The 18,247-nt window shown below is 70.3% G+C and carries 14 protein-coding genes, 2 tRNA genes and 1 pseudogene; 9 read left to right on the forward strand and 8 right to left on the reverse strand.

Annotated elements, in window-relative coordinates:
• Positions 1 to 146 precede the first annotated feature (146 nt).
• The 3 genes from bcp (at position 147) to G4Z16_RS22250 (ending at position 1,979) form a co-directional block, all read left to right on the forward strand.
• Entirely contained in the window at positions 147 to 620 is a 474-nt protein-coding gene (gene bcp, locus G4Z16_RS22240; RefSeq protein ID WP_197352455.1) for a thioredoxin-dependent thiol peroxidase, read from the forward strand.
• Positions 621 to 801: 181 nt separating this feature from the next.
• Positions 802 to 1,884 (forward strand): HNH endonuclease signature motif containing protein, encoded by a 1,083-nt coding sequence (locus tag G4Z16_RS22245; RefSeq protein WP_246530994.1) that lies wholly within the window; start codon positions 802 to 804, stop codon positions 1,882 to 1,884.
• Between the two features lie 13 nt (positions 1,885 to 1,897).
• A tRNA-Leu gene (locus G4Z16_RS22250) sits at positions 1,898 to 1,979 on the forward strand.
• Between the two features lie 56 nt (positions 1,980 to 2,035).
• Here the strand turns inward: G4Z16_RS22250 and rdgB are convergent.
• Positions 2,036 to 2,662, reverse strand: a complete 627-nt coding sequence (rdgB, locus tag G4Z16_RS22255; protein WP_197352456.1) for an RdgB/HAM1 family non-canonical purine NTP pyrophosphatase — start codon at positions 2,660 to 2,662, stop codon at positions 2,036 to 2,038.
• A gap of 118 nt (positions 2,663 to 2,780) precedes the next feature.
• Here rdgB and G4Z16_RS22260 point away from each other — a divergent pair, with 118 nt between their 5' ends.
• From G4Z16_RS22260 to G4Z16_RS22270, 3 genes are all read left to right on the forward strand, one after another.
• Entirely contained in the window at positions 2,781 to 3,110 is a 330-nt protein-coding gene (locus tag G4Z16_RS22260) for a DUF6412 domain-containing protein (protein ID WP_425508103.1), read from the forward strand.
• A 324-nt stretch (positions 3,111 to 3,434) separates the two neighbouring features.
• Positions 3,435 to 4,148: a YidC/Oxa1 family membrane protein insertase gene (locus G4Z16_RS22265; RefSeq protein ID WP_197352457.1), complete on the forward strand. Its 714-nt coding sequence runs from the start codon at positions 3,435 to 3,437 to the stop codon at positions 4,146 to 4,148.
• A gap of 118 nt (positions 4,149 to 4,266) precedes the next feature.
• Complete coding sequence (locus G4Z16_RS22270; RefSeq protein WP_197352458.1) at positions 4,267 to 5,127, forward strand: fumarylacetoacetate hydrolase family protein; 861 nt, start codon at positions 4,267 to 4,269, stop codon at positions 5,125 to 5,127.
• Positions 5,128 to 5,390: 263 nt separating this feature from the next.
• Here the strand turns inward: G4Z16_RS22270 and G4Z16_RS22275 are convergent, their stop codons facing one another.
• Positions 5,391 to 6,482 carry a Gfo/Idh/MocA family protein gene (locus G4Z16_RS22275; protein WP_197352459.1) on the reverse strand — a complete coding sequence of 364 codons (1,092 nt, stop codon included), beginning with the start codon at positions 6,480 to 6,482 and terminating at the stop codon, positions 5,391 to 5,393.
• A gap of 928 nt (positions 6,483 to 7,410) precedes the next feature.
• Between G4Z16_RS22275 and G4Z16_RS33330 the strand changes: the two are divergent.
• The 3 genes and pseudogenes from G4Z16_RS33330 to G4Z16_RS22295 all read left to right on the forward strand — a co-directional run.
• Positions 7,411 to 8,229 (forward strand): annotated as a pseudogene (locus G4Z16_RS33330) (ROK family protein); the annotation flags it as partial.
• 74 nt (positions 8,230 to 8,303) lie between these two features.
• Complete coding sequence (locus G4Z16_RS22290; protein ID WP_197352460.1) at positions 8,304 to 9,083, forward strand: HAD-IIA family hydrolase; 780 nt, start codon at positions 8,304 to 8,306, stop codon at positions 9,081 to 9,083.
• Between the two features lie 285 nt (positions 9,084 to 9,368).
• Positions 9,369 to 10,460, forward strand: coding sequence for a glycoside hydrolase family 6 protein (locus G4Z16_RS22295; RefSeq protein ID WP_197352461.1), 1,092 nt, complete (start codon positions 9,369 to 9,371; stop codon positions 10,458 to 10,460).
• Positions 10,461 to 10,593: 133 nt separating this feature from the next.
• Here G4Z16_RS22295 and glxA read toward each other — a convergent pair whose 3' ends face one another.
• The 6 genes from glxA to G4Z16_RS22325 form a co-directional block, all read right to left on the reverse strand.
• Positions 10,594 to 12,582 carry a radical copper oxidase GlxA gene (gene glxA / locus G4Z16_RS22300; protein WP_197352462.1) on the reverse strand — a complete coding sequence of 663 codons (1,989 nt, stop codon included), beginning with the start codon at positions 12,580 to 12,582 and terminating at the stop codon, positions 10,594 to 10,596.
• Positions 12,579 to 14,552: a glycosyltransferase family 2 protein gene (locus tag G4Z16_RS22305; protein WP_197352463.1), complete on the reverse strand. Its 1,974-nt coding sequence runs from the start codon at positions 14,550 to 14,552 to the stop codon at positions 12,579 to 12,581. The genes glxA and G4Z16_RS22305 overlap by 4 nt, the downstream gene beginning before the upstream one ends.
• Before the next feature lie 411 nt (positions 14,553 to 14,963).
• Complete coding sequence (locus G4Z16_RS22310) at positions 14,964 to 16,106, reverse strand: winged helix DNA-binding domain-containing protein (protein ID WP_197352464.1); 1,143 nt, start codon at positions 16,104 to 16,106, stop codon at positions 14,964 to 14,966.
• A 254-nt stretch (positions 16,107 to 16,360) separates the two neighbouring features.
• A complete protein-coding gene (locus tag G4Z16_RS22315) occupies positions 16,361 to 16,954 on the reverse strand; it encodes a lytic polysaccharide monooxygenase auxiliary activity family 9 protein (protein WP_197352465.1) in 594 nt (197 codons plus the stop codon).
• 211 nt (positions 16,955 to 17,165) lie between these two features.
• Positions 17,166 to 17,239, reverse strand: a tRNA-Lys gene (locus G4Z16_RS22320).
• A 65-nt stretch (positions 17,240 to 17,304) separates the two neighbouring features.
• On the reverse strand, positions 17,305 to 18,063 hold the full coding sequence (locus G4Z16_RS22325; RefSeq protein ID WP_197352466.1) for an IclR family transcriptional regulator: 759 nt from the start codon (positions 18,061 to 18,063) through the stop codon (positions 17,305 to 17,307).
• Positions 18,064 to 18,247 lie beyond the last annotated feature (184 nt).

Below are 18,247 nucleotides of genomic sequence, written 5' to 3' on the forward strand. Positions count from 1 at the left end.
GCCGGACCGGGCAGGACCCGCGAGCCGTTGGCGGATGGCCTGACGTACAGTCTCTCAGCTCACCCCGCGCGCTGCCCCGCGGCACCCCCGGCGCGGACGCGTGCGGCTACTCTCGGGACCGACGACAGCGACACCGAGGAGCACAGATGAGTGAGCGACTGCAGCCCGGCGACACCGCCCCCGCCTTCTCCCTGCCGGACGCGGACGGCAAGCAGGTCTCGCTCGCCGACCACAAGGGCCGCAAGGTCATCGTCTACTTCTACCCCGCGGCGATGACCCCCGGCTGCACCAAGCAGGCCTGCGACTTCACCGACAACCTGAGCCTGCTCACCGGCGCCGGCTACGACGTCATCGGCGTCTCCCCGGACAAGCCCGAGAAGCTCGCCAAGTTCCGGGAGAAGGAGAACCTCGAGGTCACCCTCGTCGGTGACCCCTCCAAGGAAGTCATGCAGGAGTACGGCGCCTTCGGCGAGAAGAAGCTGTACGGCAAGACCGTCACGGGCGTGATCCGCTCGACGGTGATCGTCGACGCCGACGGCAAGGTGGAGCGCGCCCTCTACAACGTCAAGGCGACCGGGCACGTGGCCAAGCTGATCAAGGACCTCGAACTGGAGAAGTAGGCGGCCACAGCTTGCCCTGGTCCGGTCCCTGTTTCTCGTCCTGGCCCCGCTCCCGGATCTCCTCCGGTGCGGGGCCGGTGTGCTGTGCGCTGCCGACCGGCCTGACCTGCGTCCCGGCTCGCAGATGGAACGGCGTGACCGCTTCCCGTCTCCGTCGTTGATCTGTACGAGACCACGACGAATGTTCGCGAAGTGCGGCACTGGGGCGGCAGCGCCGAAGGGGATGCGGGACGGGGCGGGAGCGTTGCGGGGGACGGAGTACACACGTGAGCAGCTGGCGGAGGCGGTGGCGGCCTCCTCGAACTGGTCTGAGCTGATGCGCACGCTGGGTCTGCGTGTCAGCGGCGGCCGCCGTCGTACGTTGCAGAGGACCGTGGCCGAACTCGGCCTGGACACCGCCCACTTCACCCGCCGCAGTCCGTGGAGCAAGTACTCGGACGAGCAGATCGCGCGGGCCGTGGCCTCATCCACGAGGCTCCGGGAGGTGGTCGCGGCCCTGGGCGCCGAGCCGTCGACCGGGACGCTGTCGCACATCCGCAGGCGCATCGCCGCAGCGGGGGTCGATGTGGGTCACTTCCCCGGCTTGAACCGGCCACGGGCCGATCTGCCCTTTTCCGAGGATGAACTGCGGGAGGCGGCCAGGTCCGTGCGGAGCCTCCGAGCCCTCGCACGGGAGCTCGGCATGCCGGACGACGGCCGCTCACGCGCCGCGTTGCGCAGAATGCTCCATGAGGCCGGCGCGGACGTCTCGCACTTCTCCCACGCCCGCATCGCCGTTCCCGAGGCGGACCTGCGTGAAGCAGTGGCACGCAGCGCCTCCTATGCCGGAGTGCTGCGGGAACTGAGCATGACGGTGAACGAGTCGAACCGCATGAAGATCCAGCGGCATGTGGTCCGCCTCGGCCTGGACACCGTCCACTTCCGCCGGCGCACTGAACACTCGCGGCGTTCCGCTCCGGCGAGGCGGAACGCCCAGGACGTACTCCAGGTCCGCCCCGAGGGCATGCCGCGCGTGAACCATGCGCGGTTGCGCAGGGCGCTCGATGCGGCCGGGGTGCCGTACATGTGTGCCCGTTGCGACAACCCGGGCTTCTGGAACGGCCGGCCGATCACGCTGCAGATCGACCACGTCAACGGTGACTGGCGCGACAACAGACTGCAGAACCTGCGATACCTCTGCCCGAACTGCCACGCCTGCACCGACACGTGGTGCGGGCGCAATCGCGGGCGGGGAGCGAGATCGGACGGCTCTCCGCGGCAGTAGACTGCGCTGGCGAGCGCGAGTGCCGGAATTGGTAGACGGACCGGGTTTAGGTCCCGGGGCCTTCGGGCGTGAGGGTTCGAGTCCCTCCTCGCGCACGACCGGGCCCCACTCGGAATCGAGTGGGGCCCTTCGTTCTCCGGTACCGCTCGGCTCAGCGCACCAGTTCCCTGATCTCCAGCGCCAGCGCGCGGAAGGCGCGCCCGCGGTGGCTGATCGCGTTCTTCTCCTCCGGGGTGAGTTCCGCGCACGTACGGGAGTCGCCGTCCGGCTGGAGGATCGGGTCGTAGCCGAAGCCGCCGGTGCCGGAGGGGGCGTGCCGGAGGGTGCCGCGCAGCTGTCCCTCGGCGACGCGTTCGGTGCCGTCGGGGAGGGCGAGGGCTGCCGCGCAGGCGAAGTGGGCGCCGCGGTGCGGGGCGTCGATGTCGGCGATCTGGGCGAGCAGCAGGTCGAGGTTGGCCTTGTCGTCGCCGTGCCGCCCGGCCCAGCGGGCGGAGAAGATGCCGGGGGCGCCCCCGAGGACGTCGACGCACAGGCCGGAGTCGTCTGCGACGGCGGGGAGCCCTGTGCCCTGGGCGAGTGCGTGGGCCTTGAGCAGGGCGTTCTCGGCGAAGGTCACGCCGGTCTCTTTGACGTCGGGGATGTGGGGGTAGGCGTCGGCCCCGACGAGTTCGAGGTCTGTGCCGGCGTCGGTGAGGATGGCCTGGAGCTCGGTGACCTTGTGTGCGTTGAGGGTGGCGAGGACGAGGCGGCCGGGCTGGTGTTGGGCGCTGCTGCTCATGGGGCCGATTATCCACCGGTGGGTTCCCCGGCCGCCGGGCGGCCGATGGTTTCCGGTGGGGGCTATTCTCGTACGGGCAGGATGAGTTGCGGATGACGGCCGGGAGGTGGCAGGGCGCGTGATCGACTCCGGTGCGGGTGCGACGGTGCGAGCTCTGCGTGTGCATCTCTCCGGGGTGGTGTTCTCCCTCGTCGCTTTCTTCCTGGCCGGGACGGGGCTGACCACCGCCCTGACGGCTGCGGCGACTTCCGCCGCGGTGCTGCTGCTGTGCCATGCGCTGGCCGGCGCGGCCGTCGGTGCGGCTGTGCCGCAGGTGGCCAGGGCCCGTGTGCGTACGGCGATCAGGGACCGTGAGCTGCGTACGGCGTTTCTGCCGCAGTGTGATCCGGATGCCGACGGGCGTCCGCGTCCGCGAGCACCGGGCCGTCGCCTCGCGACGGCCGTGTAGCGCTCGCTCCGCTCCACCTGCGTTTCTCCGGGTTCGGGTTCTCCGGGTTCGGGTTCTCCGGGTTCGGGTTCTCCGGGTTCGGGTTCTCCGGGTTCGGGTTCTCCGGCTTCATCGATCTCTCTCCCGTGAGGCGCTGTTGAGCGTCTCGCCTGGGGTGGTACGTCGTTGAGGTCCCGGGTCCGGGCGTGGGTCTGCGTGCGCGCGGCTCGTCGCGCCGATCTTCTTCGCACCGGTGGGTCACCGGTGCTTCCCGATCCGGCCCGACGAGACCCCTGGAGGGCTCAACCATGTCTTTTTTCGCTGCATTTGTGGCGCAGTTGTCCGATGTTCTCGACGGCCGCGGCGATCGTGGTGTTCACCATGTGCGTGCGGCTCGCGCTGCATCCGCTGGCGCGAGCGGCGGTGCGGGGTGAGCGGGTCCGGGCCGCGCTCGCTCCTCGCATGGCGGAGCTGAACCGCAAGCACCGCTCGGACCCGGACCGGCTGCGGCGGGAGTTGGAGAGGATGCGTGCGCAGGAGGGCGCGTCGCCGGTGGCGGGATGCCTGCCGATGTTCCTGCAACTGCCGGTGTTCTTCGCGATGTACCACCTCTTCACCACGGACGAGGCGCTGCTGGGCCACACATTGCTGGGCGCTCCGCTCGGCGGGCGCTGGTTCGGCGCTCTGGAGGCGGGTGGCGTTCTGGGCGGTCCGGGCCTGGTGTACGTGGGCCTGTTCCTGCTGGTCGGTGCGGTCGCGACGTGGACGTTCGTACGTACGCGCAGGCTCATGGCCGACGCGCCCGCCCTCGCGCCCGCGGCGGCACCCGGCCCGTCAGCGGGGGTTCCTGCGGCGCCCGGGGGTGCGGCGATGGGCCGGATGCTGCCGCTGCTGTCGTTCGGGACGCTGGTCACGGTGGCGGTCGTGCCGCTCGCTGCAGCCTTGTACGTGGTGACGAGCACGACGTGGACGGCGGTGGAGCGTGCGGCTCTGCGCGCGGGACGGCCCGAGGCCGCGGCTCCGGCAGCGGCGTCCCGGGGGCGGCGGTCCACTACATGAACACGGGGTTGTGGAGCTGAACCGCCTCTTGGAGGATCGGCCATTCCGATCGAGACATATCGGCGGCCGGTCCCCGGGGCGGGGTCCGCTGAGCACGACCTCGGGAGTTGAGTGGGACGTGAAGTTGCTGCGCGTCGGACCGGTGGGGGCGGAGCGCCCGGCTCTGCTGGATGAGGCAGGTGTCCTGCGGGACCTGACCGGTGTCGTCCCGGAGATCGACGGCGCTCTCCTCGCCGACGAGGCGGCGCTGGGGCGCGTGCGCGACGCCGCTGCCGCACCCGGTGAGCTGCCCGCGCTGGAGGCGGACGGGCTGCGGACGGGTCCGCCTCTCGCCGGTATCGGCAAGGTGGTCTGCATCGGGCTCAACTACCACGATCACGCACGGGAGACGGGCGGCGCGATTCCGGAGGAGCCGATCCTGTTCATGAAGGCTCCGGACACGGTGGTCGGTCCGTACGACACGGTGCTGGTGCCGAGGGGGAGCGTGAAGACGGACTGGGAGGTGGAGCTGGCCATCGTGATCGGCAGGACCGCCCGCTACCTCTCCTCGGACGAGGAGGCCCTCGCGGCGGTCGCCGGTTACGCCGTGTCCAACGACGTCTCCGAGCGCGCCTTCCAGCTGGAGCGCGGCGGCCAGTGGGACAAGGGGAAGAACTGCGAGACGTTCAATCCGCTGGGCCCGTGGCTGGTGACGGCGGACGAGGCCGGTGATCCTCAGGCGCTGGGTCTGCGGCTGTGGGTGAACGGCGAGCTGAAGCAGGACGGCACGACGGCCGAGCAGATCTTCCCGGTGGCCGAAGTGGTGCGCTATCTCAGCCAGTTCATGACGCTGCGTCCGGGAGACGTCATCAACACGGGCACGCCCGCGGGTGTCGCCATGGGCGCCCCGGAGCCGAAGCCGTATCTGCGCGCCGGTGACGTGATGGAGCTGGAGATCGACGGACTGGGCAGGCAGCGCCAGGAGTTGGAGGACGCCTAGCCGCGCGGCGCGCCCGGCCCGTGCCCGGTGCCGGGTCTCCCTGGTGTGATCTCCACCCGGCCCTCGACGGCCGACGGGCCGGTTGGTCCGATGGTCTGGCCGGTCATGGCCCTCGCAGGCTCGCCGGGTTGCTCTGCGACTCGGCCAGGCCCGGTGCCCCGGCGTGCCGGACGCGGAGGCTCGCCAGGCTGCTGACCGGCCGGCCCCGCCGGGAGAAGGCAGCGCGCCAACTGCCGTGATGCGCTTCCCGGTTCCGGACCGCCCTAGGAAAGGTCCGTCGTGATCACGCAGGATTCGAGCGCCGAGGTGCGGGCGGCCTCCAGCACGCGGATGGTGGCCACGGCCTCGTGCGCGGTGACCGGGGGCTGCGTCCCTTCGCGGAGGGCGGCCGCGATTCCCGCGTAGTAGGCGGGGTAGTCGCCGTCCCTGGTCGGTACGGGGCGGCGTGCGTCGAGGTCGCCGATGGTGCCCCAGGCGCTCTCGGGCTCCACGCCCCACCGTTCGCCGGACACGGGACGGGCGCCTTCCCGCAGGGCCGCCTCCTGGGGGTCGAGTCCGTCCTTCACATAGGCCGCTTCGCTGCCCAGCACCCGGAAGCGGGGCCCCAGTTGGGCGGCGACCGCGCTCATCCACAGGTGTGAGCGGACGCCGTCGGCGTGCGTGAGGGCGATGAAGGCGTCGTCGTCGGCCTCGGCGCCGGGGCGTCGCGCATCGGTCTCCGCGTAGACGGACGTGGCCGGACCGAAGAGCGTCAGTGCCTGGTCGACGAGGTGGCTGCCCAAGTCGTAGAGGAGGCCGCCGACTTCGGCGGGGTCGCCGGACTCGCGCCAGCCGCCCTTGAGTTCGGGACGCCAGCGCTCGTAGCGGGACTCGAAGCGGCGGACGCGGTCGCCGAGCGCGCCGTCCGCGAGGAGCGACCGTACGGTGAGGAAGTCGTTGTCCCAGCGCCGGTTGTGGAACGCGGAGAGCATCAGTCCGCGTTCGGCGGCGAGCGACGCGAGCTGCTGCGCTTCGGCGGCGGTGCCGGCGAGCGGCTTGTCGACGACGACGGGGAGTCCTGCTTCGAGGGCGCGGCGGGCGAGTGCGACGTGGGTGCGGTTGGGGGACGCGACGACGACGAGGTCGAGTTCGCCGGCGCGGGCGAAGAGTTCTTCGGTCGTGGCGAGCGTACGCATGTCGCTGCCGAGCTCCGCGTGCACCTGTGCCCGCCGCTCCGGGTCGGCGGTCACGACGGTGTCCAGGGTGAGGCCCTCGGTGGCTGAGATGAGCGGCGCGTGGAAGACGGAACCGGCCAGGCCGTATCCGATGAGGCCGACACGCAGGCAGGGAGGGGCAGCTTCTTCCGTACGATCCATGAGGACACTTTCGCAACGCGGTTGCGTAAGCGCAAGCCGGACGGACAATGGGGACATGAGCAGCGAACCCGCTCCGAGCAGCGGTCCCACTCCCGATGGGATCGGTGGACTCGCCGTCCCGTACGGCAGGAATGCCGCGCGGGTCCTCGGCCTGCTGCGTCTCGCCGGCCAGGAGGGTGCGAACCGCAGCGAGCTGGCACGGCGCGCCGGTCTCACCCCGCAGGCCGTCAGCAAGATCACGGCCCGGCTCCGTTCGCACGGTCTCGTCACCGATTCCGGCCGCCGTGTCCCGACGGGCGGCAAGCCGAGCACGGTGCTGCGCCTGGCGCCGGGCGCCCGTCACGCGGTGGGGATACATCTCGACCGTGACCGGCTGACGGCCGTGCTCGTCGACCTCTCGGGCGGCGTCGTGGCGGGCCGTACGGCCCCGCTGGATCTGACCTCCGGAACCGAAGTGCTGTTCGAGGCCGTCGAGTCGGCGGTCCACGAGCTGATCCGCTCGGGCCTTCCGGCCCTGGGCATCGGCGGTACGAGCACCGTCGACACGGAGGGAGCCACGGGTGGGGAGCTGTGGCAGGAGGCGCCCGAGCGTGAGGTGTGGACGGGCCGCCGTGCGGAGGCTCCTGCCGTGACCCCGCCGGTCATCGAGCGCGCAGCCCTCGACGCCGCGCGGCGGGCCGTCGCGGAGGAGGGCGAACTGTGGAGCGACGGGGAACGCGGTCCCGGCGCCCCGGACGGCGCGCCCGGAACCGCGGCCGAGTCCGCCGAGTCGGTCGAGTCCGTTGGGTCCGCCGAGTCCGCCGAGGAGCCGGCCGGACAGGGGACGGCGGAAGGAGAGGAAGGGGTGCCGGAGACGGGCCGGCCGGGTGAGCGCGCCGAGCACGCCGCCCCGGCCCCGACGGAGGCCGAAGCCGAGATGGAAGCCGCCGGAACGGAAGCCGCGGAGGCGGAAGCCGCGGAGGCGGAAACTGCGGAGGCGGAAGAGGCGCAGGAATCTGGCGGCGTGCCGCCGGGTGCGGGCGGACGCTGGGGGAGCGTCGTCGGCGTCGGCGTGGCCGCACCCGGCCCGCTGGATCACGTCCGAGGCGTGCTGCGCCATGTCACAGGGGTGCCGCAGCTGGCGGGCTTTCCACTGCGGGACGCCCTGGCCAGACGCCTGGGCCTGCCCGTCGTCGTCGACAAGGACACCGATGCCGCCGCGCTCGGACTGGCGCTGCGCGGCAAGGAGTCGCTGGCCTACATTCATCTCGGCACGGGCCTGGGCGCCGGGCTGGTGCTGGACGGACGCATCCACCGCGGAGGACGCAACGGGGCGGGGGAGTTCGGTCACCAGGTGGTGCAGCTGGACGGGCCGCCGTGCCGCTGCGGCCGGAACGGCTGTCTGGAGGCGCTGTGCATGGACGCCGTGCGGCGCGGCAGGACGGACGAGGCGGCCCGGATCCTGGGCGTCGGCGCCGCCAACCTGGTCAGCCTCCTCGGCGTGGACCGCGTGCTGCTCGGCGGCCGCACGATCCTGTCCGCCCCTGACGCCTACGTCGACGGTGTCGCGGCGCAGCTGCGCGCAGTCGTCGGTGCCGTCGGTGCCGTCGGTGCCGCCGGTGCCGCTTCGAACGGGGCCGGGGGCGGCCGCGCGGTTCGTGTGGAGCTGGCCCCGGAGGGGACCCGTACCGTCGCGGACGGTGCCGCGCAGCTGGTCCTCGCTCCGCTCTTCGGCCGCGCCCCAGGGGCTCCGGCGGACGGCGGTTAGGCTGAACGTGGCGGTCGGCAGCGTCGGCTCGCCGAGCCGTCATGACCGATCCGACCCCTGGCAGGAGCCGTCACGTGGCAGAGCGAAAGCCGATCGAGTCGTGGCTCACCGACATGGACGGTGTGCTGATGCATGAAGGCGTTCCCGTTCCGGGCGCTGACGCCTTCATCAAGCGTCTGAAGGAGTCCGGACGCCCCTTCCTCGTTCTGACGAACAACTCGATATACACGCCGCGCGATCTCCACGCCCGTCTCGCCCGGATCGGCCTGGACGTCCCGACCGAGAACATCTGGACGTCGGCCCTGGCCACGGCCCAGTTCCTCGACGACCAGCGCCCGGGCGGCACCGCGTACGCGATCGGTGAGGCCGGTCTGACGACGGCGCTGCACGACATCGGTTACGTGCTCTCCGATTCGGAACCGGACTACGTGGTGCTCGGCGAGACCCGTACGTACAGCTTCGAGGCGCTGACGAAGGCCATCCGGCTGATCAACGCCGGTGCCCGCTTCATCGCGACCAACCCCGACGAGACCGGTCCGTCGGCCGAGGGCGCGCTGCCGGCCACGGGTTCGGTCGCCGCGCTCATCACCCGGGCGACGGGGCGGGAGCCGTACTTCGTCGGCAAGCCCAATCCGCTGATGATGCGGGCGGGTCTCAACGCGATCGGGGCGCACTCGGAGACGACCGCGATGATCGGCGACAGGATGGACACGGACGTACGGGCCGGCATGGAAGCCGGTCTGGAGACGTTCCTGGTGCTGACGGGGCTGACCAAGCCGGACGAGGTCGACGTCTTCCCGTACCGGGCGTCGAGCGTCGTGGAGTCCATCGCGGACCTCGTCGACCGGATCTGAGGACCGGATCTGAGGACCGGATCTGAGGACCGGATCTGAGGACCGGATCTGAAGACCCGGTCTGACGGCACCCGGTTCGGGCGGCGGGACGGGCGGCTACGAACCAGGCCGTGCCGCACCCCGGCCGGACTTGGCGCGCACGCGACGCGCGGCGCACGCGTCCGCGCGTGGAACAGCGCAGTAACGGCTGGTTGAGACTCCGGCGGCCGATGTGGTCGCTGTGACACGATGGCCGTCCGGTTCCGGGCGCCTGCCGAGGGGGCAGGCCCACCGAGGGGGAAGTCGATGTACGGCAGGGGCAGTTACGTTCTCCGGCGCGGAAGTGGTGGCCGCGTGCGACGCGGACGCCGCAGACCCGTCCGCTCCGGCGTCACCACCATCTGCGTGCCGGCGCTCGCGGGGCTGCTGCTGGGCGGATGCTCGTCCGACTCGGGCACGGGCGAGGGCGGCAGCGGGGACGCAGGCGGCGGCGTCGACCAGCGGCCCAGGTCGGTCACGCCGTACTGGGTCGATCCGGACGGCAACGCGGCCCGCCAGGCGGAGAGTTACCGCAAGGACGGCAAGAAGAAGCAGGCGTCGCTGATGCGGAAGATCGCGGCTCAGCCGGTCGCGGAATGGATCGGCACCGATGACCCGGAGGGGCAGACCCGCAAGGTCACGGGAGCCGCCGAGAAGGCCGGCCGTGACGCGCTGCTCGTCCTGTACAACCTGCCCCACCGCGACTGCGGCCAGTACTCCAAGGGCGGCGCCGCTAACGCCGCTGAGTACCGCGCGTGGCTCGCCGGGGTGATGAAGGGCATCGGCAAGCGCCCGGCGACGGTGATCGTGGAGCCGGACGCCATTCCGCACGTGCTGATGGAGGGCTGCACACCGGCCAAGTACACCGACGAGCGGTACCAGTTGCTCAACGAGGCGGTCGGCAAGCTGCAGAGCCTGCCGGACGTCCGGGTGTATCTGGACGCGGGCAACCCGGACTGGGTGCGCGACCCGGGCGCGCTAGTCGAGCCGATGAAGCGTGCCGGCATCGAGACCGCCGACGGCTTCTCGCTGAACGTCTCCAACTACCAGACGACGGCGTCGAACACGGCCTACGGCAAGAAGTTCTCCCCGATGGTCGGTAACAAGCCCTTCGTCATCGACACCAGCCGCAACGGCAACGGGCCGGTCGAGGGCGCGGGCGCCGACGAGGAAGCGTGGTGCAACCCGAAGGGCCGCGCCCTCGGTGAGGCTCCCACGACGAAGACGGGCGACCAGATCATCGACGGCTATCTGTGGATCAAGCGCCCCGGTGAGTCGGACGGCGAGTGCAAGGGCGGCCCGAAGGCCGGGCAGTGGTGGCCGGAGTACGCGCTGGGCCTCGCCGGCAACAAGCGCTGAGCGCCGGCCCGGTTCATTCGGGACCTGCCCGCCGGCTGACGACGGACTCCCCAGGCGTCCCGCCGGACCGTTTCCGGTCGGCGGGACGCCGGGTGGGGGGTTTCCGGGAGAGGTTCGAGGTCCCGCCCGCGGCTCAGGGCGAGAGCGGCGTCGTCGTCGGGAACTTCGCGGTGGCCGAGCGGGGCACCTTCAGCCACACCGACTTCGACGGCTTCCCGTTGCCGTCGACGGCCGTCACCATCCACCAGCCGGGCGGCACCAGTGACGGATCCTCGGGCAGCTTCACCGTCACGCCGTCCGCGGTCTTCTTGAACTTCAGCTCGACGGAGGACTGTTCGACGTTCGTGACGTGCGTGAACGAACTCGGCCGGATCAGCCGCATCTTCTTGATCGAACCGGCGTCCTTGCTGAGGAACGAGGCCGTCCCGCCCAGCCGCACGGTCCTCTCGCCCTGTCCGGCGTTCTTCAGCTCGGGCCGCTCGCCCTTCGTGTGGAGGTACGGCGGCGTGTAGATGTCGATCTGCTGCTCGAACTTGCCGGGCTTGGTGTTGGCCTTGTCGGAGAAGAGCGAGTCGGAGCCGAACGTCATCACGCGGCCGTCGGGCAGCAGCATCGCTCCCGAGTGGTAGTTGCGGCCGACGAGCGGGTCCGCTGCGGGCTTCTTGGTGTTGTCGGCGGGGTTGTAGATCTCCGCCTTGAGGATGTTGCTGTCGCTGCGCCCGCGGTAGTCGCCCGAGCCGTTGGTGGTCAGCACCTTGTCGTCCGGCAGGATGACGCTGCTGGGGTACCGGGCCTTCGCGTACAGGTCGGGTCCGTTCTGGAAGCGCGGGGCGGGTTCCGTCAGATCGACGATGCGCGTCTTCTCGCTGGCCTTCTTCGACTCGCCGACGCCACCACCCCCGAGCACCATGAACTTGCGGCTCTGCGTGGGCGGCAGCGGCACGGACATCGCCGTCTCCAGCTTGTCCGGGTCGCTCATGCCGGGGATCTTGCGGAAGCCGTTGGTCTCCAGGTCCCACAGTCCGGGCGTGCGGCCCTTGTCGGCGGGGCCGTAGCCGGCGTTGGCCCCCGAGTAGAAGATCTTGTTGTCGTCGGTGAGGTGCAGCGCCGGGTAGGTGGGGAAGAACCGCTTGCGCGGCAGGAATTCCCACTTCTTCGTCTGCGGGTCGTAGATCTCGTTCTTGCCGGGGACGACCTGGCCGATGTCGTCCAGGCCGGAGACCGAGAGGACCTTGCCGTCCGAGAGCGTGGTCAGCGTCGGGTACCAGCGGGCCTCGTGCATCGGGTCGACCTTGATGTAGCGCTCGGCGACCGGGTCGAACTCGTAGGTGTCCTTGATCCCCTGGAAGTCCTTCTTGTCGAAGGAGAGCTTCTGTGCGATGCCGTAGATGTTCCGGCGCTCGGCTCCGCGCAGCCCGCTCACGCGGTAGTTGTCCTCCGTGCCGGTCTGGTACTGCTTGCCGCGCCTGGACGCCTCCACGTACACGCGGGCGACGCTCGGGCTGACCTCGACCCTGCCGGTGACCGGGTCGGCCTTCTTCTTGGCGCGCGGCACCAGGACGCTGTCCTTGGCCTCGAAGGTCTTGCCGTTGTGGCGGCCGGTGAAGCGCGTACCGGCCTTGATGGTCTTGGCGCGGTCCGGGCTCTCGTTGTGGACGATCATCAGGCCGCCGGCCTTCTTCACGTCGCCGCCGAGCTTCTCGTAGCGGCGGGTGCCGCCGGTCACGAGCAGCTTGCCGTCGGGGAGTTGGGTGTGTCCGGCGCAGAACAGGTCGTTGGGGGTGTGGATGTTCTTGAAGGTGTTCTTCACCGGGTCCCACAGGACCGTGCGGAAGGTCTTGGCGTTGAACTGCTTGGCGTCGTTGCCCGAACCGGCGACGAGCAGCACCTTCCCGGTGTGCAGCAGCGCCGCGTGGATCGTGTTGATCCGGTACTGCTCGGGGACGTCGACGGTCTTCCAGTGGCCGTTCGCCGCTTTGTACTCGGGCTGGTTGATCTTGTAGTCGTGGTACTTCTCCGAGGCGATGCCGTAGAGCGCGGGGCCGTTGAACCCCGCGATCACCAGCACAACGGTCGCGCCTATCGCGGTACGGCGCGTACGACGGCTCGGTCGGAACTTCATCTTTCACGTCCCCCAGGGGCGGTCTGCACAGGTACGGGCTGCTGCGACGCGTGCGGCAGGCCGCCGCCGTGTGCGTTCTCCGGCGGCGGTGGCACCGGGGCGCCCATCCGGTGCCGGTGGCGCCGCTGCTTCCGCTTCTTCTTCTCCGCGCGCACGGTCACGCGCCAGCCGACGATCGGGGCGGCCGTGATCAGCAGCGCCAGCGCGGCCCACGTGAGCATCGCCGGGTGGTCGTGCCCCAGATAGAAGGAGCCGCCCAGCGAGCCTCCGAAGATGAGGATGAAGAAGAGATGGATGCGGAAGGTGCCGAAGAGGGTGTCGGGGCTGGCCGAGTTGCCCTTGGGGGTCACGACGAATTTGCTCTTGCGGCGCAGCACCGTGTCGAAGAGGGAGCGGGCGTAGATCGGTGCGGAGAGCGCGGACATGAGCATCCCGGCGAGGCCGCCGGACCCCTCCGGCTCGTGCGGGGAGACGTTGTGCCGCCGGTTCCAGACGTACAGGCCGATCTGCAGTGCCGTGGCGTTGCCGTACAGGGCCATCCAGATCGTCGGGTCGATCTGCACACCCGAGGCGCCCAGGCCCAGGAACAGCGCACAACTCAGCGCCGCCAGGATCCAGTTGAGAGCCGAGATCGGGTAGAAGATCATCAGCATCGTGTAGTTGAAGAGCTTGCCGGGCGGCAGCGTGAACACCCCGCGCCAGTACTGCTTGAGGATCGTCTCGTACGTGCCGCGTGACCAGCGAAGCTGCTGCGTGAAGAAGTCCGTCCAGGCGTTGGGGCCCTCGCCGACGGCCAGCACGTCAGGCGTGTAGACCGAGCGCCACTTGCGGCCGGTCTCCGGGTTGCGGTGCCGGTGCATCTCGAAGCCGGTGGCCATGTCCTCCGTGATGGAGTCGTAGAGCCCGCCGATGCCCTTGATGGCGCTGATGCGTACGGCGTTGCTGGTGCCGACGAACATGGGGGCGCTGTAGCGGTTGCCGGCGCGCTGGATGAGGGCGTGGAAGAGGAACTGCTGGCTCTCGGCGGCCTTGGTGACGAAGTTGTCGTAGTTGCCGTAGACCTGCGGGCCGATGACGAACCCGACGTCCGGGTCGCGGAAGTAGCCGAGCATCCGCTCCAGGTAGTTGGGCAGCGGCACGTGGTCGGTGTCGACTGACGCGAAGTAGTCGTAGTTGTCGCCGTGCGCGGCAAGCCAGGCGTTGTAGTTGCCGTGCTTGGTCTTCGCCCTGTGCGGGCCCTTCTTCTTGTTCCAGCGGGGGACGCCCTTGCGGGTGAAGTGGTGGACGCCCAGGCGGCGGCAGACCTCTTTCACCTCCGGGTCGTCGCCCTCGTCGAGGAGCCAGATGTGCAGCAGTCCGCGGTGGCGGATCTTCACGGCTGCCTCGAGGGTCTTCGTCACCATCTCCAGCGGTTCCTTGCCGGGAACGAAGGAGGTGAGGAAGGCGACGCGGGTACCGGACTCCGGTACGACCGGGACGGGGTCCCGCGCGACGAGCGTGGCGTGCGCGTTGGAGAGGACGTTGAGCGTGCGGAAGAGCTCGATGAGGCCGATGGAGACCAGCATCACGATGTCGAGCTTGAGCACCAGGTCGGAGACGGCGCCGTCATCGCGCTGCGTCCAGTGCTGGGGCTGCATGAGCCACACCAGGAGCCCGGCCGACAGCAGCGGCGCCAGGCAGAGCAGTGTGGCGGCGCGTATTCGGTGGGGCTCGTCCGAGAGCAGACTCTTGTAGGCGACGCGGTAGGGCTTGCCGGGATCGGGCTGTCTCAGCGGGCCGGCGAGGCGGCTGTAGTGCTCGTAGTCGTAGCGCGGCAGCTCTTTGGGCGTCCAGCGCAGCCCGCGGCCGAGCGTGCCTCTGGCTCTCTGCCTGATGTGCGCGGGTATGCGCAGCTGAGTCGTCCGTGTCGGGTCGTCGTCGGCCGCCTGCCCGTGTTCCGGCTGGTGGTCGCCGGACCTGGTCGAGGTCATGAGTCATTCCCCCTGAACGCAGCAGGCTGCGTGTGGTCGTACTTCCCGCGTCCTCTCCCGCGGCCCCCGGCGCGGCAGGCATCGGCTGCTTCGTACAGAGACTGCGTGTGGGCGACGCCCGGTTCCATGGAGTGGACCGCGGAATGCCGTCCGGGCGGAGCTCGGGGCGCTGCCCGTGTGCTGAGCTGTGCCCCCTCGTCTCCCGCTGATCCATCTGGGCTTCACGACAGTCGGAGACGTCGGTAGGTTCTCCGACTCAAGGCTCGAACGCAAGGGCGATAAGGGGTACTTCGTCCCGGATTCAGAGTGATTTCCGAGTTCTCTGTGACGGAGGTGTCATCGAACTGGACACGTTGTGTGTGATCCGTGAGTAAGTTCGCGACCCTCAGTGCCTGGCCGGCGGCACGGGCGTCAGCCCGCCGGGTCGGCGAAGACGACGGTGAACTCCTCGGTTCCCGGGGTCACTTCGCCCTCCGCGCCGCCGTGCAGGGTGAAGGCCATCAGCCGCTCGCCCTCGGCGGCCAGCTCCCGCTCCTCGCGGCCGGTCAGCTTGCGGTGGAAGGGCGTGACGGTGAGCGTGACCGCCGACTTCCGCGGCTGCTCCACCCTCCATGTACCGCGCACCTCGCCGTCGAGCAGCACGGTGCCGGGGATCTGCCCGTTGCGGCTGGCGATCATCTTGCGGGCGGCGTCGCTGATCACACGGGTGCGGTCCGCGTGGGAGAGGATGAGGTTGTCGTACTCGGCGACGAACCGCGCGGGCAGCGGAAGATCCGGGCTCGGGCGCGGCGCGTCGGGCAGGTCGAACAGCTCCCGCCCGCTCTCGCTGCGGAAGACGCGCAGCTGAGGCCGGAGCCGGTCCATGACCTCGCCGAGCCTGGTCAGCCCGGACCACGCCTGCGCGTCCATGACGGACGCCGGGCCGAAGGCGCCCAGATAGCGCAGCAGCACGGTCTCGACGGACGGTTCGGGGGAGACGGGGCGGCCCACCCAGGACTCGATGGTGGAGTACGTCGGCTGCCCCGATCGCCCCCACAGTCCGCGGGGCGGGATCTGCACCACGTCGCACAGGTAACGGGCGGCCTGCGCCAGGGCGTTCTGATCGTGGCCGGGCCAGCGCTCACCGAGCAGCCGCGCCAGGTCACGGGCCGTGCGCGGCTCCTCCCGCACGAGTTCGAGCCCGGCGGCGGCGACGTCCCACGGGTCCAGGCCGGCCAGCCGCGTGCGGTAGTTGCTGCGCAGGAGGTTCTCGTACAGGACGCGGGTCAGCGGCCTGAGCTGCAGGCAGTCCGCCGCGCTCACCAGGTGCACGGTGCCGCGCATGACGCTCACCCGTACCGCGTGCCGGTCGCGCAACAGGGCGGACAGCTCCTCGGCGCGGAAGTCCACCAGCCGCGACCAGAGCCCGTAATAGGGCGGCTTCGGCGCCTGCGACTGCATGCCGACCAGATGCTCTACCGCGTCCAGGGCCGTCATCACCTCCCGCTCGGCCAGCAGTTGACGCGAGAGGTAGGCGCGGCCGAGCGCCCGTGTGGTGAGGGTGGCGGGGTGCATGAGGGGAGTCTCGCGGATCGGGTGCGGCCACGCCACGCGGCGGGGCCGTGCGCCCGTCCCGGCGGGGCCCGGCCCGTGCGCTGCGGGCAGCGCGCGGGCCGGAACCCTTCCTCCGGGGCCGTACGGGAATTCGGGTCCCGCGGACCCCGGCAGGTCCTGCGGGTCTCGCGGTGCCGGCGGTCTCGCGGTGCCGGCGGTCTCGTCGTATCGACGGTCCCGCTGTGCCGACGGTCTCCGGCCGCGGACCCGGCGGGTCAGAACTTCACGTCGGAGCAGGAGTAGAAGGCATTGGCGGTGTCGGCGATCGTCCACACCCCGAGGATCAGGTGCCGTCCCGACTTGCCCTCCGGCAGCTGGCCCTTCCCCGTCCACTCGGCGGGAGGCTTCTCGCCGTTCATGTCGACGGTCAGGAACGGCTTCGGCTCCAGGTCGGCCCGGGTGAGCTTCTTGCCCGGGTCCCACCCGTCCTTGGTGACGTAGAACTTGAAGTCCGTCGTCGAATGCATCGCCGTCATGGACCACTTGAAGGTGTGGTCCGCGCCCGCCTTGAGCTCGGTGGCGGGCCAGTCGCCGCCGCGCGGGTCGTCGAGCTCCTTGAAGCTCTCGTTGCCGCCCGCGCAGATGGACCCGTCCTCGGGGCCGGCCTCGGGGAAGCCCTTGGGTCCCTCGACGCTCTGTGGCTCGTTCTCGATGGCTCCGCAGCCGGTGACCTTGCCGTCGGCGCAGTTCGCCTGGCGGCTGGCGGGGTCGGTGCTGAAGCCGTGCCCTTGTGCCGAGCCGCCGGTGAAGAACATGGCAGCGCCGCCAAGTCCCAGTCCTACGACGGCCGCTGTGATCCTCTTGCGCATGTCTCTCCAGATGGTCGTGGGGGGTGGAGTGCGCACATGACGTTCAACGGTCTAGACCAAGCGCGAATGTAGCGCGAACATCCAGCCATGTCCAGACCAATTTTCGGGCGGAGGCGGAGAGGTGCCGACAGAGAAGGTTGGCAGGGCGCCAGCCAGGCGTGGGAACGACGGAAGCCCCCCGCTCACGCGAGGGGCTTCCGGTCTTGCTCGGTACGCCGTCAGGGACTCGAACCCCGGACCCGCTGATTAAGAGTCAGCTGCTCTAACCAACTGAGCTAACGGCGCCCGTCGGCCTTCGCAGACCGACGAAGGAAATACTACCCCCTCCGGAGGGGTGCTCATGACCATGATCAGATGGCGAGCGAGAGCATCACCGGGGCCGCCTTGCTGCTGAGCGTCTCCGCGGCGCGACGCAGCCGGTGGGCGTGCTCCACCGGAAGGGACAGTGCGAGACATCCCACGGAGGAGCCGGCGGTCACGGGCACCGCCGCGCACACCGTGCCCACCGCGTACTCCTGCAGATCCAGCACGGGGACGGTCGGAGGCTGCCGGTCGAGCGTGTTCAGGAGGAGCCTCTCGTCGGTGATCGTCCGGGAGGTCAGACGTGCCGTCCTGTGCCGGGAGAGGTGGTCCTTGCGGCCGTTGTGGTCGAGCTGACCGAGAAGGCACTTGCCGATCGCCGTCGCGTGCAGCGCCGAGCGGAAGTCGACCCATTCGTTCACCGCGGGCATCGCCGGGCTGTCCGCGTACCCGGTGACCTCCAGCTCGCCGTCCTTGTAGCGGCTGAGATAGACGGCCGCGCCGACGGTGTCCCGCAGATCGGCGAGGGTGCGCTGGAGGCGTTCGTCCAGGGCGCGTTCACGGTCGCCGCCGGAGCCGAGCAGCACCAGCGACTCACCGACGATGTACGAGCCGTCCGAGAGCTGTTCCGCGTAGTTCTCCCGGCAGAGCATCGCCAGCAGGTGCGCGAGATGGCCCGGAGGCAGCCCGGTCTCCTGCGAGAGGTCCGCCTCCGTGACGCCGTCGCGGTGCGCGGCGATCGCCTCGAGCACACGCAGCGCGTACCGCACTGAGTGGAACGGCGCGCTGTGCTCCGGCTTCAGCCCCACGACGGGCCTCCCTGAAGATGTGACCGTTTGCTTCGTGACCGTCGCGTCCGGTCACGTCCACTACTCACGATAGCCGCCAACAGGGCAGCGGGAGGGGGCCGTTGCCCCTATTTGGCATATGCGTCCTCGGGGCCGCCGCGCCCTGTACGGTGCCCGCCGTCATGCCCGTCCCCGACGACGTGCG

This window comes from Streptomyces bathyalis, from assembly GCF_015910445.1.
GTDB lineage: Bacteria > Actinomycetota > Actinomycetes > Streptomycetales > Streptomycetaceae > Streptomyces > Streptomyces bathyalis.

Bases quoted from the DNA above. Each gene is read 5' to 3' on its own strand.
- bcp (WP_197352455.1), top strand. From the start codon at position 147: ATGAGTGAGCGACTGCAGCCCGGCGACACCGCCCCCGCCTTCTCCCTG.
- G4Z16_RS22245 (WP_246530994.1), top strand. From the start codon at position 802: ATGTTCGCGAAGTGCGGCACTGGGGCGGCAGCGCCGAAGGGGATGCGG.
- rdgB (WP_197352456.1), bottom strand. From the start codon at position 2,662: ATGAGCAGCAGCGCCCAACACCAGCCCGGCCGCCTCGTCCTCGCCACC.
- G4Z16_RS22265 (WP_197352457.1), top strand. From the start codon at position 3,435: ATGTTCTCGACGGCCGCGGCGATCGTGGTGTTCACCATGTGCGTGCGG.
- G4Z16_RS22275 (WP_197352459.1), bottom strand. From the start codon at position 6,482: ATGGATCGTACGGAAGAAGCTGCCCCTCCCTGCCTGCGTGTCGGCCTC.
- G4Z16_RS22295 (WP_197352461.1), top strand. From the start codon at position 9,369: ATGTACGGCAGGGGCAGTTACGTTCTCCGGCGCGGAAGTGGTGGCCGC.
- glxA (WP_197352462.1), bottom strand. From the start codon at position 12,582: ATGAAGTTCCGACCGAGCCGTCGTACGCGCCGTACCGCGATAGGCGCG.
- G4Z16_RS22305 (WP_197352463.1), bottom strand. From the start codon at position 14,552: ATGACCTCGACCAGGTCCGGCGACCACCAGCCGGAACACGGGCAGGCG.
- G4Z16_RS22310 (WP_197352464.1), bottom strand. From the start codon at position 16,106: ATGCACCCCGCCACCCTCACCACACGGGCGCTCGGCCGCGCCTACCTC.
- G4Z16_RS22315 (WP_197352465.1), bottom strand. From the start codon at position 16,954: ATGCGCAAGAGGATCACAGCGGCCGTCGTAGGACTGGGACTTGGCGGC.